The sequence below is a fragment of the Desulfobaculum sp. SPO524 genome (assembly GCF_044987625.1).
Classification (GTDB): domain Bacteria; phylum Desulfobacterota; class Desulfovibrionia; order Desulfovibrionales; family Desulfovibrionaceae; genus Desulfobaculum.
This window is the reverse complement of record NZ_JBJDSB010000001.1, coordinates 1,012,734-1,025,925: the sequence shown is the minus strand read 5'-3', so window position 1 is coordinate 1,025,925 and position 13,192 is coordinate 1,012,734. Positions and strand designations below refer to the sequence as shown.

The following is a 13,192-nucleotide window of genomic DNA, read 5'->3' as shown; positions in this document are numbered from 1 at the left end:
AGGGATGCTCCCGTCAATGTCTGGAAGAACGCGTTCTTCGTTGAGTACGTGGCCTGCGTGCGGCAGGTGTCTGGAGACAACAAGGCCGCCGAAGTTCCCCTCGGCGGCCTGTGTGGAACAATTGTGTAAGCGAGAGCTTACAGGAAAATGCCGAGCATAACGCCGACGAACAGCACAACGGATATGACGCCATTGAGCGTGAAGAACGCGATGTTCACACGGCTCATATCCTCCGGCGAGATTAAACGGTGTTCGTAGACGAGAATGCCTGCCACAGCGGCCCATACGGGATAGTACCATACGCCGATGCCCGCCGCCCAGCCAGCAAGGCCGAAGAAAATGGCCGTGATGATATGGCTGAACGAGCTGAGGGTGAGCGCCGTGGGGATGCCAAGGCGCGCCGGGATGGAGTGCAGGCCGTGTTCGCGGTCGAACTCCACATCCTGACAGGAGTAGAGGATGTCGAATCCGGCCACCCAGAAGGTCACGCCAAAGAAGAACAGCACGGCGGGCAGGGTGAACGTGGGGTCATAGGCCAGCCAGCCCGCAAGGGGCGACAGGCCAAGAACACTGCCCAGCCAGTAGTGGCACAGCATGGAGAAGCGTTTCATATAGCTGTAGCCACCCGCCACAAAGAGCGCCACGGGCGACAAGGTCAGGCACAGGCTGTTCAGCCCCGCGCAGGCCGCCACAAAGATGGCGGCGGTGGCGATAAGGAAGATGACGGTCTCGCGGACGCTAATCTCGCCAGTGACAAGGGGGCGGCCCTGTGTACGCGGGTTCTGGGCGTCTATCTTGAGGTCCGCAAGTCTGTTGAAACCCATGGCAAAGGAGCGGATGGCCACCATGCCAAGAGTGAGAAAGAGAAAGACCCGCAGCCCCGGCCAGCCGTCAGCCGCCAGAAACATACCGATATACGCAAAGGGCAGGGCAAAGACCGAATGCTCAATCTTTACCATCCTGCACAGGGCGAGAAACTTTTCCATCAGTGCCTCCTTGCGCGTGGCCTCGGCCAGAATGCCGCGTAGCGCCAACGCGTGGTCCGTACAATGGCCGAAAGCGGCCACAGGGCCGCTTTCGGTCAGAGATAGTCGTGGACGACTCCCCACAGCCACCATGCGGTGGGGAGCCGAAATTAGTTCAGGGTCACAAGTCCGTAGTGCTTTTTGCCCTTCTTCAGCAGCAGCACCTCGCCGTGCAGGAAGTCATCCGCCGCAGGGCTGTGCATCATGTCCTTAATCTGCTCGCCGTTCACGCGCACAGCGCCGGCCGAGATGTCCTTCTTGGCCTGACCCTTGGATTTCACAATGCCAAGGTCCACCAGCATGTCCGCCAGCTGCGGCAGGGAGTTGGACGCGTACTGCACGCTGGGGGCCGACTGCATGGCCGCGCGCAGGGTTGCCACGTCAACAGTGGCGATGTCGCCGCCGCCAAACAGCACGTCTACCGCGCCGAGGATTTTGTTCAGCTCGTCCTCGCCGTGGATCATGATGGTCATCTCCGCGGCCAGAGACTTCTGCGCCTCGCGCAGGTGCGGAGCCTCCTCCACGCGCTTGGCCAGCTCTTCAATCTCTTCCTGCGTCTTAAACGTGAAGAACTTCAGAAGTTTCACCACGTCGCGGTCGTCGGCGTTGATCCAGAACTGGTAGAACTCCCACGGGGAGGTCATTTCAGGATCAAGGTAAATCGCGCCCTTTTCGGACTTGCCAAACTTGGCGCCGCTGGCCGTGGTCAGCAGGGGGAAGGTCAGGGCAAAAGCTTCGCCGCTGGACTTTTTACGGATAAGTTCCGTGCCCGCCGTGATGTTGCCCCACTGGTCAGAGCCGCCGATCTGCAGGCGGCAATCCTTGGTGTTGTACAGGTGGTCGTAGTCCAAGGACTGCAAAATCATGTAGCTGAATTCGGTGTAGGAAATGCCGACTTCGTCGCGGTCAATGCGCTGGCGGACAGATTCCTTGCGCATCATCTCGTTCACCGTAAAGTGCTTGCCCACGTCGCGCAGGAACTCGATAGGGTCCATTTTGCGGATCCAATCGTAGTTGTTCAGCACCTCGGTGTCGTCGCCAAACAGCCTGTGTACCTGCTTGCGGATGGCTTCGATGTTGCCGTCAATGATGCTGTAGTCCAGCAGCTGGCGTTCCTGGTCCTTGCCGCTGGGGTCGCCAATACGGCCCGTTGCGCCGCCCATCAGCGCCATAGGCTTGTGCCCCGCGCGCTTGAAGCGCAACAGCGCCAAAAGCGGCACCATGTTGCCCACGTGCAGGCTCTTGGCCGAGGGGTCAAAGCCACAGTACAGCGTGCGTCCCGGCGTCTCAAAGTACTCGCGCAGATTGGCTTCGTCAGTGGTCTGGAAAACAAGGCCGCGCCATTTCAGCTCGTCGATGATATTCATCGGTCTGTCCTTTTCAAAAACGCCCCCATCAGGGCGATAAAAGTCATATGGTGAAAGAATGAAAGACTAGGGACGCTGTATACGCCCGGCGCCGGTCCCGGTGAGTGCGCCGGGCTAGCAATACAGACTCTGGGTGTACAGACGGCCATACATGACGTCTGCCCCAGGAAAGGAGGACCGTAAAAAAACGGCGGTGCGGAAGATGAATCGTGAAATATGTATATTTTGCATCATACATTCCCAGAATGTCGGAGATACGGCCTGTGGTTGTAGCCCGTGCCGCCAAGAGAGTCAAATCCAAGGGCACAACGCGCGCCCCGCGCCTCCCCCTGCGCCTGAGTTGGGCGCGGGGGAGGCGCGAGGCGTCACGGGTGGGAATGGTGGTGTGTCGTGGCGGTGTGGGGGAGGAGATGGGGAGCGGTGGAGGTGGGGCGAAAATTTTTTTGCCTCCGGCGGGTTAAGGGCCGCGGGCCCTTAACAATCCCATGTGCGCACAGGCCGGGCGGCGTTGTATGGCACGGTCGTCACCCCTGACGGCTCTCGTCCGTGTGGATGGGGAGAATTTTTTTTGGGGCGTTGACGGTGTGGGAAGGGCGGTGAGAATCCCTGTCTGGCGTGTCCATAAAAAGAAGACAGAAGAACCCGCCCATCCACCCTTATTTTCGGGGCGGCTTCCGCCCCGAAAATCCTGGGGATTCTCAAGGGGATCATACCCTTGAGCCGCCGGAGGCTCTCTTATTCTTTAAAAAAACGGCCCCGCTTTGCATGCAAAGCGGGGCCGTTGCCATTTATGTCGTCACGCTTGGCGCGGCGCGGGGTGGTTAGTTGGCTTTGGCTTTGCCGTTACCACCGAGGGTGTTTTGCCAGGCGTCGGTGAGGGCCTGAACGTGTTCTTCGACGAGGCGTTTGCCGCCGGATTCGATGACGAAGGTCTCGCCGCCGGTGACTTCGCCGATGCAGGCGCAGTGCTGTCCTGCGAAGGCGGCTTCGAAGGCGTCGCGGTTTTCGGGCGCGACGGAGACGAGCAGGCGGGAGTTGGTTTCGCTGTAGAGGATATCGGTGGCTTCCATGCTGTCTGGGCAGACGGGCACGCTGTCGAGGTTGATGCGTGCGCCGATGCGTCCGCCGATGGCCATCTCTGCTGCGGCAACGCCGAGGCCGCCGTCGGAGAGGTCGTGTGCGGCGGTGACGAGGCCGTCGGTGATGGCGCTGTGCAGGGCGTAGTAGCGTTCACGCGCGGTGACGGCGTCCACCTGCGGCACTTCGGTGAAGGGGGCCTTCATCATGTCGGAAATCTCGCTGCCGCCGAGCTCGGGGCGCGTGAGGCCGAGGATGTAGACGAGGTCGCCGGGCTTTTTGAAGTCGGAGGTGACGCATTTGTTGACGTCGTCCACGAGGCCGAGCACGGAGAAGAGCACCGTGGGCGGGATGGAGATTTTCTGCCCGCCGCCGGTGTAGTCGTTCTTCATGGAGTCTTTGCCGGAGATGCAGGGCACGCTGAAGGACTGGCAGTAGTGGGCCAGCGCCTGATTGGCGCGCACGAGCTGGGCGAGTTTGTAGTGCCCGTCGGGGGTCTTTTCGGACTGGACGGGGTCGCACCAGCAGAAGTTGTCCGTACCGGCCATGTGGCGCGGGTTGGCGCCGATGGCGACGGCGTTGCGGATGGCTTCGTCAATGGCGGAGGCCATCATCCAGTAGGTGTCCAGCTTGGAGAACTTGGGGCAGATGCCGTGGGAAACGACGATGCCCTTGGTGCTGCCGAGCACGGGACGCATAACGCCAGCATCGGAGGGGCCGTCGTTCTGCGCGCCGGTAAGGGGCTTGACCACGCTGCCGCCCTGTACTTCGTGATCGTACTGGCGGACGATGTATTCCTTGGAGCAGATATTGAGGCGGCCGAGCATCTTCTTGAGCAGATCGGCGTGATCGGCCACGAAGAAGGGGATGTACGGATCCTCGTCTGCGGGGCGTTCCCAGATGGCCTTAAGCTGCATCTGCGGCACGCCGTCGTGCAGGAACTGCATGGGCAGATAGGCGACGGGGCGGTCCTTGTAGGTGACGTGGAAGTAGCCGGAGTCCGTGAACTCGCCAAGAACGCTGGATTCCACGTTCATTTCGCGCGACAGGGTGAGGAAAGCGTCCAGCTTGTCCTGCGGCACGGCGAGGGTCATGCGTTCCTGCGCTTCGGAGAGCAGAATCTCCCACGGGCGCAGGCCGTCGTACTTGAGGGGAGCCTTGGAGAGGTCCATTTTGCAGCCACCGCAGAACTCGGCCATTTCGCCGACGGAGGAGGACAGGCCGCCTGCGCCGTTGTCGGTGATGGCGTTGTACAGACCGGCGTCACGGGCGCGCATGAGGAAGTCGTACATCTTGCGCTGGGTGATGGGGTCGCCAATCTGTACGGCGGTGGCGGGGGAGCCTTCGTGGAGTTCCTCGGAGGAGAAGGTGGCGCCGTGGATGCCGTCTTTGCCGATGCGGCCGCCGCACATGACGATGGCGTCGCCGGGGATGGCGGTTTTTTCGTGGCTGGGCTTGCCGCTGACTTCTGCGGGTAAGAGGCCGATGGTGCCGCAGAAGACAAGGGGCTTGCCGAGGTACTGCTCGTGGAAGACCACGGAACCGTTCACGGTGGGGATGCCGGACTTGTTGCCGCCGTGCTCCACGCCTTCGCGCACGCCTTCGAGAACGCGGCGGGGGTGCAGCAGACGGGGAGGCAGAACCTTGTCATAGAAGGGCGAGGCAAAGCAGAACACATCGGTGTTGCAGATGAGGTCTGCGCCCATGCCGGTACCCATGGGGTCGCGGTTGACGCCGACAATGCCGGTGAGCGCGCCGCCGTAGGGGTCGAGGGCGGAGGGGGAGTTGTGCGTTTCGACCTTGATGCAGATGCTGTGGTCTTCATCAAAGGTGATGACGCCGGCGTTGTCCTTGAAGACGGACAGGCAGAAGTCGTCCTCGCCGCGCTCCTCGCGGATGCGGGCGGTGGAGTCCATGATGAAGGTCTTGAAAATGCTGTCGATGGTGGTGCGGGTGCCCTTTTCGCGGTTTTCGTAGTCGATTTTGGCGCTGAAGATTTTGTGCTTGCAGTGCTCGGACCACGTTTGGGCGAGGGCTTCCAGCTCCGCATCCGTGGGGTGGGCGCTGAGGCCTGCGGCCTTGCGCGCGGCGGCCACGTCCGGGTCGGTGTAGTGGTCGCGGATGGTCTGCATCTCCTCAAGGGAGAGGGCGAGGGTGTTCTCGCGGGAGAAGGCGACGAGCTCGTCGTCGGTCATGGCCTGGAGGTCAACCTCGGCCACGTCGTCGTGCACTTCGCCGGTGACCTGCGCGGCCTTGGGCTCGAAGCCGGGGGCCTTGGCCCAGTCGGCGGCGGACTTGTACTCAAAGCGCTGGATCAGCTCGTTGGCGAGGAAGTCCTTGCCGATGCGGGCGACGTCGTCCTCGGACAGGTCGCCGGACAGGAGATACTGGGTGGAGGTATACACCGCGATGTTTTCGGCCTCTTCCGGGGTGCGTTCCAGAATGAGGGCAAGGCTCTGGTGGGCGGTGCGGCCTTCGTTGTCGGTGACGCCGGGCCTGAAGCCGACTTCGATAATCCAGTCGAACCCATCGGCCAGCGGCGTGGTGGAGGCGACGTGGAGGACGGGGTCGTGCAGGGCGGCGGCATCGACGATGGAACGGACGTCGCAATCGTCCACGCCCTGAATGGTGAAGACCTTGATAATACGGCAATCCGTCACGGGCAGCCCCAGCGCGTGGGTGATGCCGTGGGCAACCTTTTTGCCCACAGTGTCCGTGACATGCTTCTGAAGTCCCAACTCAACTCGCCTGAGCATTGACGTGTCTCCCTGTTTGCGTGCTGCTCGGACCGGCTGTCCGGTCCTACGGTTCCCTTGAAAAGATGAAGCCGGGTCCACGGTTGTGGCCCGGTCTGTCAGTGCGCCCCGCACGGGGCGGCGTCGAAGTCGCGAAAAATCATTCCATCCAGTGGATGCGGTTGCCGCCGACGGCCTTGGCGGCATAGGTGCCTTGGTCCGCACGCCGCAGCAGGTCCGCCGGGCGTTCGTCCTTGCCGAGGAGCGCCGCGCCCATGCTGAGGCCGACAGCTCCCTTGAAGCGGGTGTTGACGGCCTCGTGAATGCGTTGGGCCAGCGTGCGCATGCCTTCCTCGCTGGTTTCCGTGACGATGACGGCAAACTCGTCCCCGCCGTAGCGGCAGGGATAGTCCGTTCCGCGCCGGATGGTGTGGCGCAGAATTTGGGCGACGCCCTTGAGCACATCGTCTCCGGCCTGATGCCCGTGGGTGTCGTTGATGGCCTTGAAGCCATCAAGGTCGAAAAAGAGCAGCCCCAGAGGACGGCCTGTACGGCCAAAGCGCTGGGCTTCGCGCTCCAGCAGGGTGTGGAACTGATAGTGGTTGAACAGGCCCGTCAGCCCGTCGCGAACGGCCTGCCTGCGGAGTTTTTCCTCCAGCCGCCGGATGTCCGTGAGGTCGCGGCCCACAACGAGGTAGGTTGCCTGCTCGCCAGCGGTGCCCACAAGAAGCGAGATGACCATCTCGAGGGGCAGGGGCTTTTCGCGCCCAACGTCCAGGGCGACCTCCACACTGGTGGTCTTGGGGTGCAGGCGCGAGGCATCCCACGCGCCGTCGTTTTCGTCCACGGGGGTGGCCACGGTGAACAGATTCTTGCCCACGAGGTACTGTTCGTGCCCTGGCGAGGCAAAGGTGATGACGCCGCGCGCGTCCGTGGTGAGCACAACGTCGCGCATGGACGATATGACCTGCTCCAGAAAGGCCCCCTGTCGCAGGGCCTGCATCTCAACGGAGGACACCTCGGTGACGTCCTCAATCATAAATAAAATGTCCTGCTTATCCTGCTTGTGGGCGGAGAGATAGACGCAGCGTGGCGGTGTGTCCCCGGAGGGCTGCAGGCAAAAGACCTTGCTGAATGCCTCACGCGACGGCGTGGTGAGAAAGTCCGTCCAGTCGCGCCCAAGGCCGGTGGAGCCGATTTCGTGCAGGCAATCGATGATGAGGCGGCCCTTGGGATTTTGGGGGTAGCCGAGAAGCTCATAGAGCTTTTGATTCATCTCCCACACGCGGCTTTGGGCGTCGAGGCGGGCAACGCCCACGGGCAGATTGTCCAGCGTGCGCGCCTTGCTGACCAGCACAGCTTGGCGCTTGTTGTAGCGCTCAAGGGAGCGGCTGACGAAGCGCAGATACAGCTGCGCCTTGGCCATGACGTCTTCGGAGGCTCCGGTGTGGGGGAAGCGGATTTCGCCCCATTTGTCGCCAACGGCAATGAGCTGATGGGCGTCGCTGGCGGCCTCGCGCCACGGCAGGTCGGTAAGGTGTTCGGCCGCGCCGGAGGCGGTGACGCCGTCCTCGGGGTGGCACTGATAGAGGCTCCAGCGGTGCTGCCCCGGTTCGCTCAGGCACAAGTCCCAGTCGCTGAGGGCGAAGTTCCAGCGCAGATGGCGGGCCAGTGTGCGGGCCACGGTGTGGGTGCCGCCGTCGGCGGAGGCGATTTCCATGGCTTGGAGATGGAAGGTCTGCATGTCCTGCAGGGAGTGCTCGTAGAGCCTGTCGCCTTTGGGCACTTCGGAAAGATGGATGGTGGAGAGCATGGAGCGGAAGCGCGTCAGACACATGGCGCGCAGTTCTTCCATCTCCTCGCGGGTGAGGCCGAGAATCTGACGGATGAAGGCTTCGTGATGGACGAGCTCCTCCGGGGCGTTCATGCCGTGGCAGTCGTTGGCGAGTTCGGCCCAGCGGGTGGCGAGAATGACGATGCGGGTCTGGATGGGATGGCGCTCAATGTCGTCCAGATCATGGTGGTAGCGGATGCTGTCGCACCCGATGTCCGGGATATCCCAGAGGCGCAGAAGCTGCGCGGAGAGTTCGGCGTGGTCAACGGACCATGTTTCGCGCTCGGCCTCCAACTGGCCGGGGCGCAGGCAGGTGAGAGGGACCTTGGGCGGAGGCGGCAGGGAGCCGTTTTCGTCGCCCGAAAGCGCGATGAGGGAGATATCCTTGAGCAGGGTACACAGGTAGAGCTTGTCGGCCTTGTCCGGCTCGGCGCGCTCGGCCATCAGCCCGGCGGCCACGGCGGACCAGACCACCATGCGCCAGTTGCAGAAGGCGTCGTCTGTGTCCACAGCGGCGGACTGGCGCGATTCCAGATAGGACACGGACAGGGCAATCTTGAGAATCTCGCGCGTGCCAAGGACCACGGCTGCGCGTTCCAGATTGGTGACGCCCTGTGACAGGCCATAAAACGGCGAATTGACCAGATTCAGCACGGCCACAGTCATCGCCGGGTCAAGGCTGATGATGCGGGCGATGGCTTCGAAGCTCGGCTCGGGTTTGACCAGTTCCTGCAGCAGCTTGGACATTGCGGGCGGGAAGGTCTGTTCCAGACTCTGTCTGGCGGAGGTGAGAACGGTCTTCAAGGCGTGCTGCATGGTCGGGTGCCTGTGCTCCTACTTTTCCCGTGACAGAACGTAGTCCAGAACCGAGTGGAGAACTTCTCGCTCCGGTGTTTCCGGGAAGGCCGAGAGGGCGTCGTGGGCCATGTTGGCGTAGCGCTCCGCGGCTTCGCGTGTTTTCTGCGGCAGGGCAAGGCGCGTTATCTCGCCGAGGATGTGCGCTGTTTCGTCCTCTGTCAGGGCATTGTCGCGGAACTTCGTCAGCACCTGCTGGCGCTCGGCGTCCGGCAGGGAGTCAAAGTAGCCGATGAGCGGCAGGGTGAGCTTGCCTTCCTTCAGGTCGCCGCCCGAGGGCTTGCCCGAGACGTCCGAAGGGGAGACGTAGTCGAGGGCGTCGTCCACAAGCTGGAAGGCGATGCCAAGGTACAGCCCGTAATTGTGGGCGGCCTGTTCCTGCTCCGGTGTGGCTCCCGCGACAATGGCTCCGGCCTCGCACGCGGCCTGAAAGAGGTAGGCCGTCTTGCCGGTGATGATGTCGAGGTAATCGTCGTTGGTGAGGTCCGTGTTGCGGACGTTGGCGATTTCCTTCACCTCGCCGGTGGCGGTGCGCAGGATGGCCTCGGACAGGATGGCGGTGAGGCGCGGCTCGCCGTAGTCCGCCACAAGGCGGTTGGCAAGGGCCAGCAGCACATCGCCCGCGAGGATGGTCACGTTGGGACCGTAGACGATGTGGGCGCTTTTGCGGCCACGCCGCAGGGCGGCTTCGTCAAGAATGTCATCGTGCAGCAGGGTGGCGGAGTGGAGCATCTCCAGCGAGCAGGCCAGCGGATAGGGCGTGTCGCCCTGCGCGCCGAGGGCGCGGGAGGCCAGCAGCGTCAGCAGGGGCCGGATGCGCTTTCCGCCGGCGGCCAGTACGTGCTGGATGGGCGGACGGACACTGCCATCAAGTTTGTCCGTTTCACGCTCCAAGAACGCATTGATGCGCGGCAGCTCGTTTTCAAGATACGATAAAATAAGCTTGTGCATAGGTGGTGTATTATCCATGTTCCCCTGTTGCAGGGCAAGACAAGAGTAATGGGCTGAACAGGGTGGTCCCTATCCGATAGATGCTCCGGATGCAAGCTGCGAAAGCCTCTTGAGCGCGCAGCGTCCGGCACCGGACATATCAACGCTCAGGTCATCCACATAGGCCGCAATGTGACGCTCCAGCGTTTCGTCGTCCATTTCCTGCGCCAGAGTGCGCACCAGCGGCCAGATGTCCTCGCGGTGGGCGCGGGCATGAAGGATGCTGCTGCGGATGCTCTCGGTGATGGCGTCGCGCTCGGCTTTGGGCAGTGCGGTGCGCGCGGCAATGACGCCAAGGGGAATGGGGGCTTCTTCGCCTTGCTCCTTCCACCATGCGCCAAGGTCCATACGCAGCTCTAGCCCGTAGCGCTCGTAGACGAGGGCTGTTTCGTGGATGACCAGCCCCGCGTCCACCTCGCCTTGTCGCACCGCGTCCACAATGTCCGAGAACAGCATGGGCACGGCGGTGAAGCCCGTTGGCAGGGCGGCGCGCAGCACGGTGTAGGCCGTGGTGCCAAGGCCGGGGACGGCAACGGTCTTCGGAGCCTTAGGCGCGCCGGGGCGTACAACCAGCTTGGGGCCGGCGCCTTTGCCAAAGGCCGCGCCGCTGTCCAGAACGGTGTACGTCTGTGTTAGGCCAAGGGATGCGGCGGCGGACATCTTGACGACGTCGTAGCGCTCCTCGGCGGCGGCTTGGTTGAGTTCTTCAACGTCTGCCCACACAAATCGGACGGGCCGCTCAAGGCGTTCCGGGATGCGGCCCAGAATCCATGCGGCAAAAATAAACGTGTCGTTAGGACACGGCGATATGGCAACAGTCAAAGCATCAGTCATGGTCATGGTCCAATTGCCGGGTCTGAGTCCGGCGCGTCCGGCAGGGCCGGAGCGAGGTTATACTGTGCCCGCTTTGGGGTGTGCGCGGCGCGTGGCGCGGCAAGGGCGCGCGCCGTGCAGGGCGGCGAAAATGTGCGGGCGGTCGCTCTTTTCGCCGTTTAGGCTGTGGAAAACTGTGCGCCTGGGTGCGTTATTCCCCCGCGGGGGCAAGCAGGGTTTCAAGGGCGGCGGCAAGGGCCGCGAAGGCTCCGGGGATGTCCCAGTCTGCGGCGGCGCGGGAGCCAACTGCGTTGGACACCGTGCGCAGCTCCAGAAACGGGACGCCCACCTGCGCGCAGGCAAGGGCGCACGCAAAGCCTTCCATGTTCTCCACCTTCGCATCCGGGTAGCGCGCTTGTATGGTTGCGGCCCGTTCCGGCGTGCCACTGACTCCTGCAACGCTCACAATGGGCGCAAGAGGCCACGCCTGCGGCAGCGTAAGGCCCATGGCCGCTGCGGCGTCGTGCGGGGACAGGGGGAGGCGGTCGTACACGTCGCCGCCCTCCCACTGCGCAAAGCCAAGGCCCTGCGGCGACAGCCCGCTGGGGGTGAACAGGCCGTATTCCGGGAAGATTTCAGCGCTTGCGGCGCATGGTGCGCCAAGGGGCAGGGCGGCAAGGTCGAGGCTGCCGCCCAGACCGGCATTGACCACGCCGCGGGTGTCCGGGTGCGCCCCCAGCATGCGGCCTAGGGCAATTCCCGCACTGACCGGGCCAACGCCCGTAATCAGCACGCGGCACACCCGCCCATGCAGTGTGGCCGCCGCGCTGCATCCCGGCTTGGGGAGGTCCCGCAGAGCGGGCAGGGCGGCGGCGCATTCCTTGGCGGTGGCAAAGACCAGCGCAATCATGATTCGTCCTTCCGGATGGTCAGTCTGTACAGGCCGTCGTCAATGCGCGCTGTGGAGACAATGCTGGCGCCCCTGTGCCGCACAATGATGTCCACCTTTGGCAGCCCCGCCTCGTTGGCGTCGGCCTCCATGGTGCCACCCGGCGGCAGGGACTGGAGATGCAAACTCATCTCCCGGAATCCGGCTCAGCAGTCCTGCCAGCAGTTAATGCGCCGTACGCCGTCCTGCATGGTGCATAGCTCCTACAGCCGCCACAGCTCCAGCCCGAGGGCTTCAAGGCTGCCGCGGTCGAAAAGGCTCTTGATGTCCATCACCACGCCCTGTTTCGGGTCGCGGAAGAATCCGGCGATGGTCTCGGCCGAGAACGCCATATATTCCTCGTGCGGCACGGCCAGAATCAGGCCGTCCAGCTCCGTGAATTCCTCAAGGCCCACAAGGTCCAGCCCGTATTCGTGGCGGGCTTCCTCGGGGTCGGCCATGCTGTCGTGGATGAGCACGTTGGCGCCGTATTCGCGAAGCTCCGTCACCACGTCAACAACCTTGGTGTTGCGCAGGTCCGGTACGTTTTCCTTGAAGGTCAGGCCAAGGATGCCGATGCGGGCGTCCTTGATAAGGCAGCAGCGGGCGATGAGCTTTTTGATGAGCGTTTCGGCCAGCCATTTGCCCATGGAGTCGTTAATTTCACGTCCGGCAAGGATAACCTGCGGGTGAAAGCCCATCTCCTCGGCCTTGAAGGTCAGGTAGTAGGGGTCCACGCCAATGCAGTGGCCGCCGACAAGGCCGGGGCGGAAGGGCAGGAAGTTCCACTTCGTGCCTGCGGCCTCCAGCACCTCGACGGTGTCGATGCCCATGCGGTCGAAAATAAGGGCCAGTTCGTTCATCAGGGCGATGTTCAGGTCGCGCTGGGTGTTTTCGATGACCTTGGCGGCCTCGGCAACCTTGATGCAGGACGCGCGGTGCACGCCGGCGGTGACCACGGTTTCGTACACGCGGCAGAGCAGGTCCGCCGTGGCGTCGTCCTGTCCGGCCACCACTTTGACGATGGTTTCCAGCGTGTGCACCTTGTCGCCGGGGTTGATGCGCTCCGGCGAGTAGCCCACAAAGAAGTCCGCGCCGCAGGTGAGGCCGGACTGCTCCTCAATGATGGGGACGCAAATCTCTTCAGTAAGGCCGGGGTACACCGTGGACTCGTAGACAATAACGGTGCCGGGAGCGAGGTTGGCCCCAACGGTGGTGGAAGCGCCCGTGACGGGTGTCAGGTCCGGGCGGCGGTTGGCGTCGATGGGCGTGGGCACCGCCACAATGATGAGGCCAGCCTTTTTCAGGTCCGCCGGGTCGCAGGTGTAGTCGATGGAGACGGTAGGGAGCTTGCCGTCCTCTACCTCGCCCGTGCGGTCAAAGCCGCCCTGCAGTTCGTCGACGCGCTTGGCGGAAATATCAAATCCGATGACGGAAAAGTGTTTGGCCAGCGCAACAGCAAGGGGCAGGCCGACATACCCCAGCCCAACAACGGCAAGGGGCGTCTTTTTGCTACGCAGGTCTTCAAACGATACCATGATGTCAACTCCTTAAACGCACAGGCATCG

At 63.0% G+C, this 13,192-nt stretch carries 9 protein-coding genes; all 9 read right to left on the bottom strand.

What is annotated here, in order from left to right:
* Positions 1-137: 137 nt before the first annotated feature.
* The 9 genes from ACI3L3_RS04315 to ACI3L3_RS04275 all read right to left on the bottom strand — a co-directional run bounded on the left by ACI3L3_RS04315 (position 138) and on the right by ACI3L3_RS04275 (position 13,162).
* Positions 138-986 carry a 4-hydroxybenzoate octaprenyltransferase gene (locus tag ACI3L3_RS04315; RefSeq protein WP_404843861.1) on the bottom strand — a complete coding sequence of 283 codons (849 nt, stop codon included), beginning with the start codon at positions 984-986 and terminating at the stop codon, positions 138-140.
* A 149-nt stretch (positions 987-1,135) separates the two neighbouring features.
* Positions 1,136-2,392 carry a tyrosine--tRNA ligase gene (gene tyrS, locus ACI3L3_RS04310; RefSeq protein WP_404843860.1) on the bottom strand — a complete coding sequence of 419 codons (1,257 nt, stop codon included), beginning with the start codon at positions 2,390-2,392 and terminating at the stop codon, positions 1,136-1,138.
* An 821-nt stretch (positions 2,393-3,213) separates the two neighbouring features.
* Positions 3,214-6,225: an AIR synthase-related protein gene (locus tag ACI3L3_RS04305; RefSeq protein WP_404843859.1), complete on the bottom strand. Its 3,012-nt coding sequence runs from the start codon at positions 6,223-6,225 to the stop codon at positions 3,214-3,216.
* 139 nt (positions 6,226-6,364) lie between these two features.
* Entirely contained in the window at positions 6,365-8,854 is a 2,490-nt protein-coding gene (locus tag ACI3L3_RS04300; protein ID WP_404843858.1) for a diguanylate cyclase, read from the bottom strand.
* Between the two features lie 18 nt (positions 8,855-8,872).
* The gene (locus ACI3L3_RS04295) at positions 8,873-9,862 is read right to left on the bottom strand and encodes a polyprenyl synthetase family protein (RefSeq protein WP_404843857.1); all 990 of its coding nucleotides are present in this window, start codon (positions 9,860-9,862) and stop codon (positions 8,873-8,875) included.
* Positions 9,863-9,913: 51 nt separating this feature from the next.
* Positions 9,914-10,717, bottom strand: a complete 804-nt coding sequence (locus ACI3L3_RS04290) for a 1,4-dihydroxy-6-naphthoate synthase (RefSeq protein WP_404843856.1) — start codon at positions 10,715-10,717, stop codon at positions 9,914-9,916.
* Between the two features lie 190 nt (positions 10,718-10,907).
* Entirely contained in the window at positions 10,908-11,606 is a 699-nt protein-coding gene (mqnB, locus tag ACI3L3_RS04285; protein ID WP_404843855.1) for a futalosine hydrolase, read from the bottom strand.
* Positions 11,603-11,776: a hypothetical protein gene (locus ACI3L3_RS04280; protein ID WP_404843854.1), complete on the bottom strand. Its 174-nt coding sequence runs from the start codon at positions 11,774-11,776 to the stop codon at positions 11,603-11,605. Before ACI3L3_RS04280 ends, mqnB begins: the two co-directional genes overlap by 4 nt.
* Before the next feature lie 72 nt (positions 11,777-11,848).
* Entirely contained in the window at positions 11,849-13,162 is a 1,314-nt protein-coding gene (locus ACI3L3_RS04275; RefSeq protein WP_404843853.1) for a nucleotide sugar dehydrogenase, read from the bottom strand.
* Between the last annotated feature and the right edge of the window lie 30 nt (positions 13,163-13,192).